General features: G+C 45.7%; 13 protein-coding genes and 1 tRNA gene. 2 read left to right on the top strand and 12 right to left on the bottom strand.

Annotation, left to right across the window (positions count from 1 at the left end; translation table 11 throughout):
- Positions 1-11: 11 nt before the first annotated feature.
- The 11 genes from hemA to MHI14_RS06290 all read right to left on the bottom strand — a co-directional run bounded on the left by hemA (position 12) and on the right by MHI14_RS06290 (position 14,360).
- Positions 12-1,397 carry a glutamyl-tRNA reductase gene (gene hemA / locus MHI14_RS06340; RefSeq protein ID WP_091037583.1) on the bottom strand — a complete coding sequence of 462 codons (1,386 nt, stop codon included), beginning with the start codon at positions 1,395-1,397 and terminating at the stop codon, positions 12-14.
- A gap of 342 nt (positions 1,398-1,739) precedes the next feature.
- Positions 1,740-2,141: an adenosylmethionine decarboxylase gene (gene speD, locus MHI14_RS06335; protein WP_036673526.1), complete on the bottom strand. Its 402-nt coding sequence runs from the start codon at positions 2,139-2,141 to the stop codon at positions 1,740-1,742.
- 334 nt (positions 2,142-2,475) lie between these two features.
- Positions 2,476-3,063, bottom strand: coding sequence for a hypothetical protein (locus MHI14_RS06330; protein WP_036605891.1), 588 nt, complete (start codon positions 3,061-3,063; stop codon positions 2,476-2,478).
- Positions 3,064-3,329: 266 nt separating this feature from the next.
- Positions 3,330-3,986 carry a ribosome biogenesis GTP-binding protein YihA/YsxC gene (gene yihA, locus MHI14_RS06325; RefSeq protein ID WP_341130026.1) on the bottom strand — a complete coding sequence of 219 codons (657 nt, stop codon included), beginning with the start codon at positions 3,984-3,986 and terminating at the stop codon, positions 3,330-3,332.
- 156 nt (positions 3,987-4,142) lie between these two features.
- The gene (lon, locus tag MHI14_RS06320; protein ID WP_341130025.1) at positions 4,143-6,482 is read right to left on the bottom strand and encodes an endopeptidase La; all 2,340 of its coding nucleotides are present in this window, start codon (positions 6,480-6,482) and stop codon (positions 4,143-4,145) included.
- Positions 6,483-6,568: 86 nt separating this feature from the next.
- On the bottom strand, positions 6,569-8,323 hold the full coding sequence (gene lonB, locus MHI14_RS06315; RefSeq protein WP_133387115.1) for an ATP-dependent protease LonB: 1,755 nt from the start codon (positions 8,321-8,323) through the stop codon (positions 6,569-6,571).
- Between the two features lie 167 nt (positions 8,324-8,490).
- Positions 8,491-9,588: a flavodoxin-dependent (E)-4-hydroxy-3-methylbut-2-enyl-diphosphate synthase gene (gene ispG, locus MHI14_RS06310; protein ID WP_076216934.1), complete on the bottom strand. Its 1,098-nt coding sequence runs from the start codon at positions 9,586-9,588 to the stop codon at positions 8,491-8,493.
- Positions 9,589-9,709: 121 nt separating this feature from the next.
- Positions 9,710-10,963 carry an ATP-dependent protease ATP-binding subunit ClpX gene (clpX, locus tag MHI14_RS06305; RefSeq protein ID WP_036605887.1) on the bottom strand — a complete coding sequence of 418 codons (1,254 nt, stop codon included), beginning with the start codon at positions 10,961-10,963 and terminating at the stop codon, positions 9,710-9,712.
- A gap of 12 nt (positions 10,964-10,975) precedes the next feature.
- On the bottom strand, positions 10,976-11,566 hold the full coding sequence (gene clpP, locus MHI14_RS06300) for an ATP-dependent Clp endopeptidase proteolytic subunit ClpP (RefSeq protein ID WP_036605886.1): 591 nt from the start codon (positions 11,564-11,566) through the stop codon (positions 10,976-10,978).
- 379 nt (positions 11,567-11,945) lie between these two features.
- Entirely contained in the window at positions 11,946-13,286 is a 1,341-nt protein-coding gene (tig, locus tag MHI14_RS06295) for a trigger factor (RefSeq protein ID WP_091037594.1), read from the bottom strand.
- 138 nt (positions 13,287-13,424) lie between these two features.
- Positions 13,425-14,360 (bottom strand): hypothetical protein, encoded by a 936-nt coding sequence (locus MHI14_RS06290; protein WP_091037987.1) that lies wholly within the window; start codon positions 14,358-14,360, stop codon positions 13,425-13,427.
- Positions 14,361-14,593: 233 nt separating this feature from the next.
- Here MHI14_RS06290 and MHI14_RS06285 point away from each other — a divergent pair.
- A tRNA-Arg gene (locus MHI14_RS06285) sits at positions 14,594-14,667 on the top strand.
- A gap of 768 nt (positions 14,668-15,435) precedes the next feature.
- Positions 15,436-16,665 carry a CynX/NimT family MFS transporter gene (locus MHI14_RS06280; protein ID WP_249912908.1) on the top strand — a complete coding sequence of 410 codons (1,230 nt, stop codon included), beginning with the start codon at positions 15,436-15,438 and terminating at the stop codon, positions 16,663-16,665.
- Positions 16,666-16,792: 127 nt separating this feature from the next.
- On the opposite strand, the gene MHI14_RS06275 is transcribed toward MHI14_RS06280, so the two are convergent.
- Positions 16,793-20,782: a S8 family serine peptidase gene (locus tag MHI14_RS06275; protein WP_341130024.1), complete on the bottom strand. Its 3,990-nt coding sequence runs from the start codon at positions 20,780-20,782 to the stop codon at positions 16,793-16,795.
- Between the last annotated feature and the right edge of the window lie 359 nt (positions 20,783-21,141).

The following is a 21,141-nucleotide window of genomic DNA, read 5'->3' as shown; positions in this document are numbered from 1 at the left end:
GCCCACCCGCCTTATACGCCTGCCGGAGCATAAGCCGGCACGGGGTCTTGCCGGTTTTCGTTAAGGTGAGCAGCTGGTTTCGCCAGAGCTGTAGCATCACTCTGACTCACTTTTTCAGCGGCCACCTCTACTGCATCTTCCAGAGCGAAGATCTGAGTAAACATGCGCAGAGCTTCATCACCTTGCTTCGTGCCTGCCATTTCCTTAATCCGATTAATCGGATCTGTCGTCATTTGGTTCACAATACTCTTGGTCAAACGACGAATGACTTTACGTTGATGTTCATCGAGCTCAGGCAGTTTATTAAACAGGCTATCCATCGTTTCTTCATGAATGGAGACACCTTTTTCCTGCAAAGCGCGAATAACGGGACGAACACCCAACGTTTTGAGCCAATGGTAATAATCCTCCATCTCAAGCTCGATCATTCTCTCAATCTTGGCAGCTTCCACCTTACGCATCTCCAGGTTGCTCTCCACGATTCCTTCCAGATCATCAATGTCATAGAGAAATACATTGGATAATTCACCAATCGCCGGATCAATATCGCGTGGAACCGCAATATCAATCAGGAACAATGGACGAGATTGACGACGCTTCATGCTCTCCCGTACCACTGCTGCATCCATGACATAACGTTCAGCTCCAGTGGAACTAATCACAATATCAACTTCATTAAGTCGATTTAATGCCTGTTCCATCGTACAAGGTGTACCCCGGAACTTGGCTGCCAATTCTTCTGCTCTTGCAAGCGTACGATTCGCCACGATGACCTCGGATGCCCCGTTGGCATAGAGATGTTTCACGGTTAGTTCACTCATCTTGCCGGCACCCAGAATGAGCACCTTCTTGTCTGTGAACATGCCAAAAATCCTCTTACCGAGTTCAACAGCAGCATAACTGACAGATACGGCGCTTTCCCCAATGGAAGTCTCCGAATGTGCCCGTTTGCCCAATGTAACTGCCTGCTTAAATAACTTATTAAACCATGTACCTGTTGATTTCTCTTCCTGCGCTTTAAGAAAAGCCTGTTTCACCTGTCCAAGAATCTGAGTCTCACCAATGACCATGGAATCTAGTCCGCAGATGACACGGAACAAATGGCGCATGGCTTGATCATCTTCATATATATATAAGTGTTGCGTAAATTCTTCCCGTGGTACATTAAACCATTGTTCCATGAATGTTCGAATAAAATAACCACACATGTGAAGACGGTCCACCACAACATACAACTCGGTACGGTTACATGTGGCTACGATTACACCTTCCAATACACTCTTGGTCAGCTTGAGCTGCTGCAGCGCTTCAGACAAGTCCTTTTCTGCAAATGTGAATCGTTCCCTAACCTCTACAGGCGCCGTGCGATAATTCAAACCAACGACAACGATGTGCATTGCAAGTTCACCTGCCTAATAAATTTCCAATCAAAGTGCTTACTGCATATGTCTATCCATTTATGATTGACATGGTTAATTATATCACACATCATAGCCGTGACCGGGTCCTTTTTATGAAATGTTTATGAAATCACCATGTTCATCATCATATGCACTGTCATTTATTGTAGTGTCTCACCAAAGTTCACCGTTATGCGTTAAAAGGTGTCGATTATGAATATTCATAACGATACGCATATTAAAACAAATAGCCATGGAATTATTCCATGACTATTAGAGTTTGGGAGGTTATGTGTCCATCCCGATATGTGAACATTGTGTATGCAATATACTTTTTATTTAAACCCGTTCAGTCTGGTTGTTCATGTCTGGTGTTTCAACTTGCAATTCGCCCAAACCACGTACCAACTTCTTTGCATACGTTTTTTCAGGCTTTAATACGGATACCAGGTAGTCAATAGCAAGCTGTGGATCTACAGTCTCCCCACAAGTGTAACAATCAATCGCTGCAAAACCTCTCTCAGGATACGTATGAATGGAGAGATGGCTCTCAGACAATAGTACAAGTACGGTCGCTCCCTGTGGATCAAACTGCTTGGACTGTACGGACATCACTGTCGCGCCACATGCCTCTGCTGCTTCAACCATTTGGGCTTCCAGATACTCTGCATTGTTCAGTAGATTAAAGTCGACACCCCAAGTATCAACAGCAACGTGTCTTCCGAAAGTTGAATATTCCATCCTTCGGTTCCCCCTTCCTAGGAATAAAATGTTTGAAAAATTTCATCCGCTAGGACCTACGTCATTCACTTCCCGAGGGAAAAATCTCTCGCAACATATAATGTCCTGAGTGAATCCTGGTTCCTATATTGTTTTCAACGAGATTAAAAATAACATTGAATCAGAGTGAAATCAACCCTTTTCCAGAAGATTGTAAAATAAATATTTTCAATTCGGAATATTCGATCTCACATTAAAAAATCCCCTGAAACCTCCACATTGGCGAGTGCCACTGCCCGGAAGATACAAGGGAATTGATTACATTCATATACGTTTATAAACATACAATTTTAAGTTAATAGGCTTCAAGCTCAAACAACCGTTTTTGATGACGAGCAAGGGTCTCATCAATCTGATGGAGCTGATCAGCAGTCGCATCTTTTCTAGTGTCCAGCAGTGAATCGATCTCGGCATACACACGGTTGATTTCGCGTTCTACATCTCTGGCCTGGAACAGATGTTGCAATTCAAGCAACGTATTTTTGTATTCATAGATCACTCGGGTGTTCTCCCCGGTTTTCTCCACAATTTTACGGACAGTGCCTTGAGCATAAACATACGTCATGGTGAACCCTTTATAGATCCGATGCACGACCCCGTCACCTTTGAAAGTCACAAAGAGCTTCCGGACAACGTTGGTCAAATGCAGATTCACCAGGCGGCAAGATAACTCACAGATATAAAACCCTTCTATGCGGTCAAAAGGGAAATGCACTTCTTCTCCACTTACATCCCCCAGCACAACCTCCTGACAACCATTGTCCAACACCTTAACCCGATGATGAAGCCTGCCGTCTTCTGTCATGCGCAAAAACTGATGCATCTGGGGTTCTGACAATTTCATAGTGGCCTTAACATACTCTGTGGCTAACCGCTGAGCCATACAAATCCCTCAATTCTTTCCCGATTGTTTTGTCTTCCTGCACATATAGCAGTCATCTCAAAATTCTTCAGGCCGGCAAGGCCGGTATTTTGGTACTGTTGGCAATATGCACCTATGCTCATTATACACTACCCTAACACTATTTTTCTCCATACCCAGATGATGAATTCTCACGAAATTCCATAAAAAACCCGATTAATCTTGATCTCATCTAAGATTCATTTAGCATGCTCACTTTCCCGCACTAAAACAGTATACTATCTCGGTTATCCGTTAATTTTGTTGTTTTCTTCCTCTTCAGAAACACCCTCTGCATCCGGCACTGGTGCATACTTATCGATGCGGGCATGGCGGGTTATGATGTCCCATAACTCTTCTTTCCCCAATCCCTCTTCGGATGAAAACGGCACAAACAAATCTCCTGAACGAAGGCCCAGTGATTCCTTAATGACTTTGATATGTTTGGCTCTGCGTGTTTTTGGAATCTTGTCCATCTTGGTCGCTACGACAACCAGAGGCAATCCGTTATGACGAAGCCACTCATTCATCATTTTGTCATCCTTCGATGGCTCATGTCTCATATCCACCATCTGCATAACCAGTTTCAATTCTTCGCGTCCGAGCAAGTATTTCTCCATCATTTTGCCCCAGGCAAAGCGTTGCTCTTTGGAAACTTTAGCGTAGCCATATCCCGGGAAATCGACGAAGTAGAGATCCTGATTAATTTTATAATAGTTGAGTTGCTGTGTCTTACCCGGTGTTGAGCTCGTCCGAGCCAAATTTTTACGATTGATCAAACGGTTGATCAGGGAAGATTTTCCCACATTGGAGCGTCCCGCCAAAGCAATCTCTGGCAGACCGTCCTCGGGGTATTGTTCAGGCCGAACGGCACTGATAATAAATTCAGATTGATTTACTTTCATATTGTATCTTTCCTCTCTTGAACGCCTGTGCTATGCATCACCTGTTGAAGGTATTATGCCATGGATTGTTCTATCATACCAAAAAAACCGTTCCAGCGGACGCCGAAGCCTCCGCAGAACGGTCTAATCTTCATACGAACCTTTCGGATACGTGGATTACAGGTGAATTCCTGTCTGCTCAACAAGTGCATGCTGCAATACCTGATCCATATGGGCTACAGGGACAAACTCCACATCTTCCTTGATGCTGTCTGGAATGTCACGCAGGTCCCGTTCGTTATCCTTAGGCAATAATATTTTTTTATAGCCGGCACGATGGGCTGCCAGTGATTTCTCTTTCAGACCACCAATCGGCAGCACACGTCCACGCAGTGTTATTTCACCAGTCATCGCGATATCCTTGGACACATGTTTGTTCGTCAAAGCTGAGATTAACGCTGTTGCCATCGTAATCCCGGCAGATGGACCATCCTTCGGAATCGCTCCTTCCGGAACGTGGATATGAATATCGTTCTTTTCATGGAAATCAGGCGATATCCCAAGTTGCGTAGCTTTGGAACGAGTGTAACTGAATGCGGCTTGTGCCGATTCCTTCATGACATCTCCCAGTTTACCTGTCAGAGTCAATTTACCTGTTCCAGGCACAACAGTCACTTCAATAACAAGGGTATCTCCGCCCACTTCAGTCCACGCCAGACCCGTTACGGTACCAATCTGATCTTCAAGTTCGGCCATGCCATAACGGAACTTGCCAGGTCCAAGATAGTCTTTGATCTCATCTGATGTGATGTTAATCTGACCTTCCACACCAGATACGATATTCTTGGCAGCTTTCCGGCACAACGAAGCCATCTGCTGTTCCAGATTACGCACACCTGACTCCCGTGTATATTCACGAATGACACGCAACAGCGCGTCATCCGGGATTTCCAATTGCTCTTCTTCCAGACCATGGTCCTGCTTCTGTTTGGGCAACAAATAGTTTTTCGCAATTTGCAGCTTCTCCAGCTCTGTGTAACCAGGGATGTTGAGCATTTCCATCCGATCCAGCAATGGACGCGGAATATTGTGCACCGTGTTGGCAGTTGTTATAAACATAACGTTGGATAAGTCAAACGGCAATTCTACAAAGTGATCACTGAACGTATTGTTCTGTTCCGGATCAAGGACTTCAAGTAACGCTGCGGAAGGGTCTCCGCGGAAATCTGAAGCCATCTTATCAATCTCGTCGAGCAGGAATACCGGATTAAGTGAACCCGCCGTTTTCATCCCCTGGATGATACGCCCAGGCATGGCGCCTACATAGGTGCGTCGGTGACCACGAATCTCGGCTTCATCACGCACGCCGCCAAGAGATATTCTTACAAACTCCCGACCCAGCGATCTGGCGATCGAACGGGCAAGTGATGTTTTACCGACCCCTGGAGGTCCAACCAGACAGAGAATTGGCCCTTTGAGCTTCTTGACGAGCTTCTGGACAGCCAGATATTCAAGCACACGCTCTTTGGGTTTTTCCAATCCGTAATGATCTGCATTGAGCACATCTTCGGCTTTTTGGATATCCAGGTCATCCGCTGTCATCTGACTCCAAGGAAGGCCAAGCAGCCAATCCACGTAGTTGCGAATGACTCCGCCCTCGGCTGAACTTGCAGGCATTTTCTCCAGTCGATCAATTTCTTTCTCGACCTTTTCTTTCACCTTGTCCGGCAAGCCGAGTTCTTCCATCTGAGTGCGAAGTTCCTCGACCTCACCCGCACGGCCTTCTTTTTCACCCAGTTCTTTCTGGATCGCTTTCATCTGCTCGCGCAAATAATATTCCTTCTGCGTTTTCTCCATCTGTTTCTTCACACGTTGGCTAATCTTGCGTTCAAGCTCCAGCACCTCGCGCTCATTGTTCAAAATATCCAGCAATTTCTCCAGACGTTCCCGAACGTCGATGGTCTCCAGAATTTCCTGTTTGTCCTTGATCTTCAAGGACAGGTGACTCGTGATGACATCGGCCAGACGCCCTGGTTCTTCGATGTCAGACACCGCTGCGAGTGTCTCTGGTGTCACTTTTTTGGACAGATTAATATAATTCTCGAACTGGTTCAGAACGGTACGCATCAAGGCATCCGTCTCCGGATGGGTATTCTCCTCTTCAGGCAGCTCTTTAGCCAGTACTTCATAATATTCCTCGTTGTCCGTATATTCAATAATTTCAGCCCGTTCCAAGCCTTCCACGAGTACACGAATCGTACCGTTCGGAAGCTTCAGCATCTGTCTGACCTTGGCCACGGTTCCGATTCTGAAAATGTCCTCTTGTGTTGGTTCTTCAATATTTACTTCGGCTTGGGAACATAGGAGAATCAGATGTTCTTCTACCATCGCTTTTTCTAAAGCCTTGACCGATTTCTCCCGGCCCACATCGAGATGCAGTACCATACTCGGGTAGACGAGAAGTCCTCTTAAAGGCAGTAAAGGAAAACGACGACCTTTCGCTTTGCTCGGTCCCATCGCTTTCGCACCTCCAATGGCTCTCAGGTTGTAGTCATTCATTATTCTATCAAATGTTCACATAAAAAACCAATGAAGGGAAGCGCTTAGCAGCTTCCCGAATCTGTAACCTGTCCTGGACGAGGCACGTCCGCACGCAAATAGGAAGCGGATGCTGGTGGAAAAATCTCCGGTGCAGGTGCAACTGTCTCCTCTGCAAGCTTCGTTTGTTCCATCTGTTGTGATTCCGGAACCCAGGCAAACACTTCACGGAATACGTCCTGTACCGTATCTACCGGGATAACGCGCAAGCCATCCAGATTCTCAAAAATGGACTGCCAGTTCTCCGCGGGAATAATAACGGTCTTCGCCCCTGCCTGAAAGGCAGCCTCCACCTTGGCCAGCACGCCACCAATAGGCTTAACCCGACCATGAATACTGATCTCGCCAGTCATCGCTGTCTCATGATCCACAGGGCGTCCCTGAATGGCTGATGTAATGGCAGTCGCCATCGCAATCCCGGCAGATGGACCATCAATAGGCGTCCCACCTGGGAAATTCACGTGTAAATCGTAATCATTCGGACGAATACCCATGGCTTTTAATACGGTTAACACATTTTCAACCGAGCCTTTGGCCATACTTTTTCGCCGGAGTGTACGCGAACCGCCTCCAATCTCTTCCTCATCCACAACGCCTGTAATGTTGATTCGGCCTTGATCTTTAAGAGCCGGAACAGCAGACACTTCGATCTCCAAAATGGTTCCCATATTCGGTCCGTATACCGCCAAGCCGTTAACAAACCCCACCTGCGGCTGTGTAGGGACCTTCCGATCAGGCCGTGGCTGAATCTGGCTGCTACCCGCCACCCACTCCACATCAGACGCCTGAAGCGTCTCACGCTTCTCTGTCAGCGCAAGTCCAGCAGCCAGCTGGATGATATTGACCGCTTCACGTCCATTGGTTGCATATCGCTTGACCACATCAACGGCATCCGGACATGGACTGAACCCTATTTTCTGAACAGCATCCTCTGCAATTCGCCCAATCTCCTCAGGCAACAAAGGACGGAAATAAACTTCCATGCAGCGTGAACGCAAAGCTGGTGGCAGTTCATGAGGCGAACGTGTCGTCGCTCCAACAAGGCGGAAATCGGCCGGCAGCCCATTTTGAAAAATATCGTGGATATAAGCAGGAGTATGCGTGTCTTCCGAGTTATAGTACGCACTCTCCAAAAACACCTTGCGATCCTCCAACACTTTCAACAGCTTATTCATCTGAATCGAATGTAATTCACCAATTTCATCAATAAAAAGCATTCCCCCATGCGCTTTCGTCACAGCGCCTGGTTTTGGTTGGGGAATACCAGCAACGCCCATAGCTCCTGCTCCCTGATATATCGGATCATGAACCGAACCAATTAAGGGGTCCGCAATACCACGTTCATCAAAACGGGCTGTTGTTGCATCCAGCTCCGTGAATTTGGCGTCTGGCTTGAAAGGAGAAGATGGATTCTTCTTAGCCTCTTCCAACACAACCCTTGCGGCAGCTGTCTTCCCGACTCCGGGAGGGCCATAAATGATAACATGTTGCGGATTCGCACTGCATAATGCAGCTTTAAGGGCACGTAGCCCGTCTTTTTGCCCAACAATATCGTTAATGGTAGCTGGACGCGTCTTCTCCGACAGCGGCTTGGTGAGTGAGATCGAACGCAGCTTGCGCAGCTTCTCCAGTTCCTTGCGAGATTCACGCTCAACGGCACTGCGGTTCGTTTTCTGGCCACGCAGCAGGTTCCAGAAATACAAACCAATCACCACTCCAAAAAATAACTGAATCAACATGATGACCATACCAAATTCCATGTCTTCACATCCTCCTATTTTGTCGCTATTCTCATATGAGATCATGCTAATACTTGGTAGTATAGCCTTTTCAACGCGACGTAAACGGGCGATGCGGAAATTGTATGCGAGAAAATAAAAAGCCCGCCATCACTGGCGAGCTTTTGTTGTAACAAGATATGAATCAATCAGTGCGAACGACCAGGAATAACACCTGTCTCTTCGTAGGCTTCGACGATTTTGTCGATCTCTTTTTTTAATTCCTCAACCATGATTTCTTCAGGCACTTTACGGATCATCTTGCCGTGACGGAACAAGAGACCTTCTCCACGAGCACCGGCAATCCCGATATCCGCTTCTTTAGCCTCACCTGGACCATTAACCGCACAACCCAACACCGATACTTTAATCGGCACCTTCAGTTTGGAGATATACTCTTCCACTTCGTTGGCAATGGAGAACAGGTCGATATCCAAACGTCCACACGTTGGGCAGGAGATCAATGTGGCTGCATTTGTAATGAGTCCAAATGTTTTGAGCAGATCACGAGCAACCTTGATTTCTTCTACCGGGTCCGCACTCAGTGAGATCCGCATCGTTGAACCAATACCCATCGACAACAAGGCTCCCATACCTGCGGAGCTTTTGATCGTACCCGAGAACAGTGTACCCGCTTCGGTAATTCCGAGATGCAACGGATACGGAATGATTTGAGCTGCTTTGGTATACGCCTCAATCGCCATCGGCACATCCGATGCTTTGAGAGATACGATGATATCATGGAAATCAAGCTCTTCCAAAATACCAATGTGATACAATGCACTTTCTACCATAGCATCTGCCGTAGGATATCCATACTTCTCAAGGAGATGGTTTTCCAAAGAACCCGCATTTACTCCAATCCGAATCGGAATGCCGCGGTCTTTACAAGCCTTAACCACTTCTTCCACTTTTGCACGTTTACCGATGTTACCTGGATTAATCCGAACTTTATCGATGCCGTTCTCAATCGCAAGTAAAGCCAGCTTATAGTTGAAATGAATGTCCGCTACAAGCGGTATATGAATGCGTTTTTTGATTTCCTTGATGGCTGCGGCAGCTTCCTCATTATTCACCGTTACACGTACCACTTGACAGCCCGCTTCTTCCAGTCGCAGAATCTCTGCAACCGTGGCTTCAACGTCTGCCGTTTTGGTTGTACACATACTTTGGATAATGACTTCGTTACTGCCACCGATCGTTACGTTTCCCACTTTCACGGGACGTGTATCCTGTCTTAAATACATGAGTGATTTCTCTCCCCACAACGTCAAAGCTCCACCCTGACAGAGACATGAATTCGCCTTCTGCCAAAGTGGAGAACTGACAAGTCTATATTTCAGAGTTCAACGGGATTCAGGCCTTTTATTAGGCGCTCTCTTCCTGCTTATCGTCCTTTGATTGGCTTAGTTCAGGCACGACTCTTTTCTCAACAACTTCTTCGGTAATGACACAGTTCGTAACATCTTCACGTGAAGGCACTTCATACATGATTTCCAGCATGATACCTTCAATGATGGCACGTAATCCACGTGCACCTGTGTTACGTTTAATTGCTTCTTTTGCAATCGCGAGCAATGCAGCTGGTTCAAAGACCAGATTCACATTATCCAGCTCAAGCAGTTTTTGGTACTGTTTGGTAAGCGCGTTTTTTGGTTCGGAAAGAATCCGTACCAGCGTATCTTCATCCAGCGGCTCCAAAGTGGAGATGACTGGCAGACGGCCTACAAATTCCGGAATCAGACCAAATTTCAGCAAATCTTCCGGCAATACCATACCCAGGTATTCACCTGGTTTCAGATCTTTTTGCTCAGAAACGGTATTAAAGCCAATGACTTTTTTACCGATCCGGCGTTTGATCATTTGCTCCAGACCATCAAAGGCACCGCCGCAAATGAACAGGATGTTTGTTGTATCGATCTGAATGAATTCTTGATGAGGGTGTTTACGACCACCTTGTGGTGGTACAGAAGCCACAGTTCCTTCAAGAATTTTCAAGAGAGCCTGTTGCACACCTTCGCCCGATACATCACGAGTAATGGATGGGTTTTCGGATTTACGCGCTACTTTATCAATCTCATCGATATAAATAATGCCACGCTCTGCTTTTTCCACATCATAATCAGCAGCTTGAATCAGTTTGAGCAGGATGTTCTCTACATCCTCACCTACATAACCAGCTTCTGTTAATGACGTAGCATCCGCAATAGCAAAAGGAACATTCAAAATTTTCGCCATCGTTTGCGCAAGCAACGTTTTACCAGAACCTGTTGGTCCTAACAGCAAAATGTTACTCTTTGACAATTCAACGTCTTCAATTTTGCTTTGTGTGTTGATCCGTTTGTAGTGATTATACACTGCAACAGACAATGATTTTTTCGCTTGTTCCTGTCCAATAACATATTGATCCAGAATATTACGAATTTCTTTTGGTTTCGGAATATCTTTCAGGTCTACTTCTTCATCATGACCAAGTTCTTCCTCAACGATTTCGGTGCAAAGTTCGATACATTCATCACAAATGTACACGCCTGGTCCAGCGACCAACTTGCGTACCTGCTCCTGAGATTTACCGCAAAAAGAGCATTTCAATTGCCCTTTCTCATCGTTAAATTTAAACATGAAACCACCCCTTTAGGAATTGATCGGTCTACTGAGCACCTGGTCAATAATGCCGTACGTCTTAGCTTCTTCAGCGCTCATGAAGAAGTCACGGTCGGTATCCCGCTCAATTTTCTCAAGAGGCTGACCCGTACGATCGACGTATATTTGATTCAGTTTCTGACGTGTTTTAATAATCCATTCTGCGTGTATCTTAATATCCGCAGCCTGTCCTTGAATGCCGCCAAGCGGCTGATGAATCATTACTTCGCTGTTTGTCAGCGCATATCTCTTGCCAGGTGCACCGGCTGTCAGCAATAACGAGCCCATGCTTGCTGCCATCCCTACGCAAATGGTAGATACATCCGGCTTGATAAATTGCATCGTATCGTATATACCCATCCCTGCGGTGACAGAACCACCAGGTGAGTTAATGTACAAGCTGATATCCTTCTCAGGATCGTCGGCTGCCAAAAACAAAAGCTGTGCTATGACAAGATTGGCTACATCGTCATCAATCGCACTGGTTAGAAAGATAATGCGATCTTTCAGCAAACGTGAATATATATCGTAAGACCGCTCGCCTCGATTGGTTTGTTCTATAACCATTGGCACCAGACTCATGAGACCAACCTCTTTTCTACATGTAATTAGACATAGGCCACCTGTAAAGCAAACCCAAATTCATTCTAACACTTTCCTGTGACAATGTCATTTTTCACAAGAGGGGTCAGACATCCGTTTGTTTACTTTTTTAGCCTGATCATATTTAACCATGTTTTCTATGTATGTGCAAATTGAAGCCATCCTATGCCGTCTTGCCGTTTTTTATTTGCATGAAGTACATAGGTATGTAAAAAGTGTACACGGATCAATAAAATTAGTGTTCATCCATATAATTACTTCATTTTCTATAAAATGGATGTCATAATTTAAAAATAAGGCACGCAATAATTCACGTGCCTTATCGTTTATTCAACTGACAAGTTGATAACAGCTTGTCTTATTTTTCGTCAGCTTCTGCAACAACTTCTTCAGCTGGAGCTTCAACTGGTTCAACAACTGTGCTGTTCTCAACAAGAACGTCAATCGTTTTGCGCAGTTTAACTTCATCGCGAAGGCTGTCCAGGGAACCATTACCTTCGAGGATGCCACGGATCTCATCAGCAGGACGCTTGTAAGATTCAGCCATTTTCTCGAGTTCTTGATTCACTTCTTCGTCAGATACTTCAATGTTTTCCGCTTTACCTACAGCTTCAAGCACCAGGTTGTTGCGAACACGTTTGGAAGCATCTTCTTGCATTTGTCCTCTCAGGTCAGCCTGAGTCTGGCCAGAGAAGCTCAGGAACATTTCAAGGTTCATACCTTGGTTACGCAGACGGTTGTCGAAATCACGCATCATGTTTTGTACTTCGCTCTCAACCATTGCAGCAGGAATGTCCACTTCAGCGTTCTCAGCCACTTTTTCTACAACTGCATTTTCTTGTGCAGCTTTGGCTTCGTCAGCTTTACGGGATTCCAATTGTGTTTTCAGGTCAGCTTTGTACTCTTCCAGTGTGTCGAATTCGCTAACATCTTTAGCAAACTCATCATCCAATGCAGGAAGTTGTTTGCGTTTGATTTCGTGAATTTTCACTTTGAATACCGCTTGTTTGCCAGCAAGTTCTGCTGCATGGTAGCTCTCTGGGAAAGTCACTTCTACGTCTTTGAAGTCGCCTGTGGAAAGACCCACAACTTGCTCTTCAAATCCAGGGATGAATGTGTTGGAACCCAGTTCCAGGGAATAACGCTCAGCTTGTCCACCTTCGAAAGGTACACCATCAACGGAACCGTCGAAGTCGATTACTGCAACGTCGCCGTTAGCAGCGGAACCTTCGTCGATTACAACGAGTTCAGCGTGACGTTGTTGAAGACGCTCAAGTTCTTCAGCCACTTCTGCGTCAGTTACTTCACCTTTTGCTACAGCAACTTCGATTCCTTTGTACTCACCAAGAGTAACTTCAGGTTTCACAGTTACTTTTGCTTTAAACTTGAATGTTTGTCCTTTAGCGAATTGTTCAACATCTACGTCAGGACGATCAACCGGGAAAATATCCGTTTGGTCGATTGCTTCTGTATAAGCTTCAGGAAGCAAAATGTCGATTGCTTCTTGATAAAGGCTCTCTACACCAAAACGTGCTTCGAAGATGGAACGTGGTACTTTACCTTTACGGAATCCAGGTACGTTTGCTTGTTTAACCACTTTATTAAAAGCTTTGTCGAGTGCTGCAGTTACACGATCTGCATCCACTTCAACCTCAAGAACCCCAAGGTTCTTCTCTATCTTTTCCCAAGTTGCTTTCATTGTATACTTTCCCCTCCAAAATTCACATGTTCACGTAGGCAATCACGTACAAAATAACCATTTTAGTATAAACAAGATTAGATTCTTTTTCAAGGGGAATCCCTTGATACGGTTTAAGGAAAACGTTTCCGGCCTCGATTAACCGTCCAAACCGGCAGATACAAATTGTTTCATGGAACGATAAGCCTGCTCCAGTCGAAAGCGCATCGCGCCTGTCACAGCATACATTGAGCGGGTATTTTCCTCATCATGAGAACCACCCAGACTGTCTGCAACGGTCATATGTAGAGCTGCTGCCCATATATCTGTCATGGAATCATTTTCTTCCAACATCGATACATAATCACGGGTTCCATACACCGCCATGACATATTGTATCCACAGTTCCTGGGCAAAATAAAAGAGCGTAGGTTCATGAACCTCCGTCTGATCTGCCACTCGTTCCAGAATCTGAACGATTTGGATTGGGAATTCCTCTGGTCTAAGAGGCACGGTGTCGATCTCGACTTCAACCTGCTCTTCGCCTCTCGTAAACAGGATCATACCTTGAACACCTCGGCGACGCAAGGTTTGCAGCACCCGGAATTGAAGCAGAGGGTGAAGCGACTTATCTTTTAACCAACTCGTAAGTGCCTCGTCAATCTTCGGCAGATCAAGATAGGCCAGCTGCTCCAAAGCCAGCATCGTCTGTTCAGACAGCGGCTCCTCCATTACTGTGCGAAGCATCTTATCTGCATAGCCATCATCCTGTTCAAGCTTCATTCGGGCATGCTGCCGTGCCATGTCCTCCTCACTAATCTCTTCTTCCTCTTCTCGTTCTTCAAGAACGGGAGGCGAGGTTTCTTCATATTGAGGAAACGCAGCCTGAAGCCATTCAAGCAGGGCCCGCCATTCATCATAGTGGCGCTCTTCCTGTCCCTGACATTGCAGCAAAAAGTGAAGCAATTTCATCGCTTCACCATACCGTTCATTTTCAAGCATAACTGTCAATTGAATCTGGTAATAGTCCAGCGTCTTAGGAAACAGCACAATATTGTTGTTATGCTCGGTTTCCGGGGTCGTGGATTCCTTAATGGGAGCACCTCCTCTATATCCTGAATATCCAGTTGGAATCAACCTAAATAGATGTATATATTAAAACGATTGTTGATCTATTTTTGAGTTCTCCTGATATTCTAACATAACCTTAAATATAATGAAAAAAACGTTACTGCCGCCAAATATCATATACGAAAAACAGTTTAAAATAAAATGCTTGATATTCCTGTATGCATATGATAAAATCAATTTTGCTTGAAAAAATTCATGTCTCAGTAGCTCAGCTGGATAGAGCAACGCCCTTCTAAGGCGTCGGTCGGGGGTTCGAATCCCTCCTGGGACGTATAAAAAGAAAACTTCCTTCGGGAAGTTTTTTTGCGTTCTGGGGATGAGAACCCCCAAGGGTTCGTCGGAGCATTCGCTTCGTTAGCAACACTTCGCAGTCTCGACTGCAAGGAGAGTATCCCTCCTGGGACGTATAAAAAGAAAACTTCCTTCGGGAAGTTTTTTTGCGTTCTGGGGATGAGAACCCCAACGGTTCGTCGGAGCATTCGCTTCGTTAGCACTACTTCGCAGTCTCGACTGCAAGGAGAGTATCCCTCCTGGGACGTATAAAAAGAAAACTTCCTTCGGGAAGTTTCTTTTTGCGTTCTAGGGATGAGAACCCCCAAGGGTTCGTCGGAGCATTCACTTCGTTATATGCTCTATGTCGCTGCATTGGAGCGTCCACATTTGCTCACTCTATAAGCAACACGTTGAAGAATCGATGTTCTAACGAACGCGGGACACTTTATTTGCTCCAAATTCAGCATCACTGAATTCTAACGAATCTTAGAGAGCTTATCTCACCAATTCTGGGGATTAACTCACTTATTTACACTTCATAGCCAGATTAACGTCGCTGAGGTTCGTTAGAATCTGAAAATAGCGATTTTACCCATTATAAGACCTCGTGGATTCGTTAGAGTTCACCGGCTAGTCGAGGCACCCACGGTCCATTGGGTGTTTTTTCATTTCATTGCTCAATATTGACATGGAATGTTATGCTTACGGAGTGGATTATGTAACAATCCATACATATCAACTTCTTAGGAAACAGGAGATTTTATCAATGTCATCTTCAATACAGCAACACTCATCTATCCATACCGAGGAAGAACATTCTTCGACATCCAAAAGATTCGGCCTGTTGTTAGCAGGCATTATCGTCATCGCCGCTACCATGAGATCACCGATTACAGCAACCGGACCTGTAGTGGAGATGATCCGCTCAGATACAGGTATCGGCCATACGATGGTCGGGCTTCTGACCTCACTACCTTTGCTCGCCTTTGCAGCAGTCTCCCCCTTTGCACCACGTCTTGCCAAACGTTTAGGACTCGAATCTGCTCTGCTATTGGCTGTTATGATCGTAACCATGGGGGTGGCCTTACGCTTGTTGCCTTCCGTTCTCTCCTTATATGCAGGAACCGCAATATTGGGGTGCGGCATTGCATTAAGCAACGTGCTTTTGCCAAGTTTGATCAAACGTGATTTTCCATTGCGGGTAGGTATCGTCACCGGATTATACTCTGTATCCATGAACATATTTGGCGCCATCGCCTCAGGTGTGAGTGTGCCCGTAGCAGGAGCCACATCTATGGGTTGGCGTGCTTCGTTAGGCATGTGGGCCTTATTGTCCATACTGGCGCTTCTCTTGTGGCTCCCCCAGATCGCCGCAGGACGTCAGCGAATGTTATTTATAGCCACACAAAGTGAAGGGACGCCTGTACGTCTACGGACCTCTTCTCTGGCCTGGTTCATTACTTTATTTATGGGTCTGCAATCTCTAATATTCTATACAACGATTACCTGGCTTCCCGAGATTCTCGCTGAGCAAGGATTCAGCCCCACCTCAGCAGGGTGGATGCTCTCCCTAATGCAGATGGTTAGTGTACCGGCTACCTTTATCGTTCCAATCCTCGCCGGCCGAACGCAAGATCAGCGTGTTCTAACTGCGATAACGTGCTCTTCTTTAATTGTCGGGTATGCTTTATTGTTAAGTGGTATCGCTTCGCTCGTTACCATCGGTGTCACGTTGGCAGGAATAGGTGCTGGAGCTTCATTTGGAATGGTAACCATGTTCTTCGTCCTTCGCACAAAAGATGCCAGACAAGCTGCCAGCCTGTCCGGAATGGCTCAGTCCTTCGGATATATGCTTGCTGCAGTGGGACCTCTACTGTTCGGCATGCTTCATGACTGGACAAAAGGATGGACCCTGCCGTTGCTAATACAGGTCATTCTGGCCGTCGCTCTGCTAATCGCAGGGATTCAGGCCAGCAAAAATAGAATGATCGGTTAGTCATATAATTCATTTATAAAAAAACAAAACGGCCTCCATCCAGCAAATCAGGATGGAGGCCGTTTATTCATACAACAATTCCTTCATTAATTTAATCAATTTTAATCAATTTCAATGAGGAATGAACTTACTTCACTTTTACCTTAATCGTGTCTGTGCTGGTAACTCCGGCTGCGTTAATTAACTCTGCCCGATACGTATACGTGCCCGATGCTTTCCCGGACAGTGTAGTCACAGCACTTTGCGCATAAGGTGTAGCTGAACGGAGTTCTTGCGTATCGATCAACTTATCATTCTCATAGAGACGATACTCTGTAGCGTTGGTTCCCCACCACAGGTTCATAGTCACCTTATAATTGCCATCGCCATCCCAGTTATCGTGAGAAAGAACCGCTTTGCCTGGCGTTGCGTTGGTAACCCGAACAGTCAACGTCTGACTACGCGTTGTTCCCTTGTCGTTAGTCAGCTCAGCCACGTACGTATACGTGCCATTGGCTTTGCCCGTGATCTTCGTCTGAGCAAACTGTGCCCAAGGCGCGTTGTAAGTCAACTTTTGCGTATCAACCAAAACCCCATCCTCATATAACTTGTAGCTAGTTGCGTTCTCGCCCCACCACAGGTTCATTGTAACAATATACGCGCCCTCTGGTAAGCCGTTGCCTACCCAGTTATTGTGAGACAATACAGGTGTACCTGGGGCCTTAGTTGCCGGAGTTTCAGGTTCGGTCTCCACGGTTTCCAATTTCAGTGCCGTATTGGCTGTACCCGAAAGCCCCTGTTGGTCTTTTACTGTAAGGTCAACAGCATACTCGCCTGCTTCAATCCCCTCCAAAGGAAGGCTGAAGCTGCCATCAGCTTGTACTTCAAAGACTCCTTCTTTATAAACCGAACCATCCTCTTTTTTCACAACATACGTTGCTTCCAGGGAAGCTGCCGGATCAAACGTGATGTCCCATCCGCTGGCAAGCGCAGGAGCTACACGGAAGTACAAGTCTTCCACGCTACCATTAAGAACAGCAGACTCATCCTCTTTGAACTCCAACGCTTCTGGTGCAGTTACAGCCGGAGCTGTCTTTTTCACCAAAAATGGCGAAGTGTCTTCCTTATAGGTTTTGCCGTCCGTACCAATGGTAGTGATGTCTACCGTATATAAACCATCCGGAATCTCAGTCACTTCATCGGTTGTGTAATCTGCATATGAGCCGTCCCAAGCAAGGTTGTATCTTGCATTGGCATTGAAGTTAAAATAGTTACCAAAGATGGAGCCGATATAACCATCTTGATAATATCCGCCTTCCGGATTAAGACCATCATAGATCTCAATCAGGGCAAATGTCATCGGATTATAGAATTCCATCGCTACATTAAGGGTATCCAACGTACCATCAGCCTTCAATGGATAGTGGAATGGATTTTTTTCAGTGCCTTTTACGGTTTCAATATATTTAACCCCACTCAACGTAACGTTGAAATGAGCAACATATGGCACAGTAAAAGTATTGGTTCCATTCGAGAATTCAATGTATCCTTGTGCTTCCGTAGTGGCAGTAACCCCTCGTGGGACAGTGATTGTCACTGCAAGTTCTTCCTCACCATTCAGTGTGAAGGAACTCTTGTCTACAGCAACGGACACACCTGCCACATTACGAGTTGGATTCACATTTACGGTGTAATCCCCACCACTACCATTCAGCGCTTCAACTTTAATCGTTTTGGTAACCGTCTTTTCATCTGTGCTCAGGAAATTACCGTAGTTGATACTTCCGGTGATATTCTCCTTTTCAACAACAGAGCCACTTTCTGTGTACTGAGTTACATCAAGCACTTTGACAAAAGCAGCAGGATCAATGGTATTAACAGCCTGAATACGGCCAGCACCTTGATCAAATACATCAAACTTGGTTGTATCCAGCACCTTACTATTGTTCATGAGCGCAACTTTGATATCAAATGGCGTCCAGTCCGGATGTTTCTCAATCAACAGCGCAATCAGACCTGCTACATGAGGTGTAGCCATACTTGTACCTGATTTACGATCATAAGCTTGTGCGTAATCTGCGTCTGGCTCATCCTTGCCGTAGGCAGGAATCGTAGACAAAATGCTTGTACCTGGTGCAACAATATCCGGTTTGATATCCAGTGTTACCTTTGCAGGTCCACGTGAACTCGATGAATTCATTTCATCGCCCGGAGTTTGGGAACGTTCAAAGTCACTAAAGCTCACTTCAACGGTTTGGTCTGCGTCCAGCTCAGACTTGATCACATCTCCATCTTCCTTGGACATGCTCAGTGTTGGAATGAGTTCAAAGTTATCGCCCAGACTTACACCGATTGGACCCGGAATGTTGTTATATACAATAACAGCCAAGGCTCCGGCTGCTTTCGCATTGGCGATTTTCTCTACAAATGCGATTTCACCACGCTGTATTAATGCCACTTTACCTGTAAAATCCTTACCTTCAAAGTCAGTTGGCTTACCCAGTGCTGCAAATTCAAGCTCATATTTCCCTGTCAAAACAGTTTCAGGGTCTGCTGACAGGCTCCATCCCATCAGATCCAGACGGTAAACCGACTCTGTAATAGCCAGTGGAGTTTCAGTCGGAGCAATTACATACTCTTCTTCCACAGGGGCAGCTTCAGGAGAAGCTTCAACCGGTGCAGAAGGTGACGCAGATGGAGTATTTTCTTCTGTTGTAGCTTCTTCTGTTGTAACTTCTTCTGTTGTAACTTCTTCTACATTCGGAACTTCAGCTTCGTTAGAAACTGTGTCCTCCACAGCCGCTGCACTTTCCTCATCAGCAGTTGCGGGTACACCTTGCTCTGAAACTTCTGGTGCTTCTGTTCCAGGTGCCGTCCCCAGTTCAGGAGATTGTTCAACCTCTGGCACCGGTTGTTGTTCAGGTTGTGCCTCTTCGCCTTCCTCACCAATCCAGAAGTGAGTATCGGCTGTAATCACCTGGCTAGGTCCCGTAGAGTTACCTACCGTAATGGCCATTGCAGACGCACCCGGAGAACCGAGTGTATAACGGTTAGGGCCACTGTTACCACTTGCCACAACCGCTGTCACGCCAGACAACATCGCATTGTTCAGGGCAACTGAAGTAATATAACTCGGGTCGTTGGCGGCGTTACCTAACGAGAGATTGATTACATCCATGCCATCTTCAACAGAACGATCAATTCCGCCCAGTACCCATGAGGTTTGACCACTACCATACGGTCCAAGTACACGGTAAGCATAAATATCTGCTTCAGGAGCAACACCAACAATGCCGTAGTCCCCTGCTTCACGAGCAGCAATCGTACCTGCTACGTGCGTACCGTGGGAGGTGTAATACGCGCTTCCAGTAGCATTGAACTCAGGTTCGCCCGAAGCTTTCCATTCCTGATATGTTGCTTCATACGGGTCATTGTCGTTTCCAACAAAGTCCCATCCGCCTTTGTAAGCTTCCTGCAAATTAGGATGTTCATAGTCAATGCCTGTATCAATGACTCCGACTTTGATGCCATTTCCTTTGTAACCCAGATCCCATACTTCAGGTGCACCAATAAAAGGCGCTGTGTCTTTCATGTACGGGTTCACTTCATCTGTCTCTGGCGCTATTGTAACTTCAAGGTCAGGATATACACTGACCACGCCAGGTATTTGAAGCAATTGTCCCACCTGGTTTCCTTTAAGCTCAATCGCTACACCATTCAGGGCATATGCATATTCTTCCAATACTTCATGTTTGATTTTCTTCTGAGTGAGGCTATGTACAAATGACTGTTGTTGTTGCTCAACTTGAGTCACAGCCTTTGTTTCCATAGAGGAGGTAAAAGATTTTCCGGAGAGGGTTGATTCACCTTGCGCTACTGCAACAGGTTTATTGGAAAGCTCAACGATCACTCGGGTGTTCTCTCCACCCAGACCTTCCAAGCTTTTATCCAAAAATGGATCTGCGGCAAGTTTTGCTTCCCGTCCTGCAAGAATCTCTCTCCATTGTTTGGCTTCGGCCGTACTTGGTAAATTCTCAAGTTGAATACCTGAATCTGCGGGAGCGGCTCCAGCCGCGGGGAGAATAATGGAAAAGACCATCAGAACACTTAATAACGTGGATATTAATCGTTTACTCAAGGCTTTGCCCCTCCTTTTAAATGTGAATACCTCACCAAATGATGGGTTCCTGCTGTTTGTGCGTACTGCAATACACACTCCAATTTCACCACCTATCTGCAAGAAGATTGACCCTTGGTAAATTATTCTATCAAAATACCACATTTTCCTTCTAAATACTTACAAATATGATATAGAAATTACTTATATGGGTCTTGAGTACGATAAAAATATCCATTTGTAATTATTTGTCGTTTGAATATTTCATTTTTAAAATAATGCATCAAAAAAAGACCAAGAGCCTCTTTATCCGAAAGAGATTCCTGGTGTATAGGGGAAGCGTGGTTAGTATACAAAGGATCGCGATAATTCGTTTAACA

This window comes from Paenibacillus sp. FSL K6-2393 (genome assembly GCF_038002545.1).
GTDB lineage: Bacteria > Bacillota > Bacilli > Paenibacillales > Paenibacillaceae > Paenibacillus.
Note: the sequence above shows the minus strand (reverse complement) of the source record. Positions and strands in the feature narration are given on the sequence as shown.

Bases quoted from the DNA above. Each gene is read 5' to 3' on its own strand.
- lon (WP_341130025.1), bottom strand. From the start codon at position 6,482: ATGGGACCGAGCAAAGCGAAAGGTCGTCGTTTTCCTTTACTGCCTTTA.
- MHI14_RS06330 (WP_036605891.1), bottom strand. From the start codon at position 3,063: ATGGCTCAGCGGTTAGCCACAGAGTATGTTAAGGCCACTATGAAATTG.
- speD (WP_036673526.1), bottom strand. From the start codon at position 2,141: ATGGAATATTCAACTTTCGGAAGACACGTTGCTGTTGATACTTGGGGT.
- ispG (WP_076216934.1), bottom strand. From the start codon at position 9,588: ATGTATTTAAGACAGGATACACGTCCCGTGAAAGTGGGAAACGTAACG.
- clpP (WP_036605886.1), bottom strand. From the start codon at position 11,566: ATGAGTCTGGTGCCAATGGTTATAGAACAAACCAATCGAGGCGAGCGG.
- yihA (WP_341130026.1), bottom strand. From the start codon at position 3,986: ATGAAAGTAAATCAATCTGAATTTATTATCAGTGCCGTTCGGCCTGAA.
- MHI14_RS06280 (WP_249912908.1), top strand. From the start codon at position 15,436: ATGTCATCTTCAATACAGCAACACTCATCTATCCATACCGAGGAAGAA.
- clpX (WP_036605887.1), bottom strand. From the start codon at position 10,963: ATGTTTAAATTTAACGATGAGAAAGGGCAATTGAAATGCTCTTTTTGC.
- hemA (WP_091037583.1), bottom strand. From the start codon at position 1,397: ATGCACATCGTTGTCGTTGGTTTGAATTATCGCACGGCGCCTGTAGAG.
- tig (WP_091037594.1), bottom strand. From the start codon at position 13,286: ATGAAAGCAACTTGGGAAAAGATAGAGAAGAACCTTGGGGTTCTTGAG.
- lonB (WP_133387115.1), bottom strand. From the start codon at position 8,323: ATGGAATTTGGTATGGTCATCATGTTGATTCAGTTATTTTTTGGAGTG.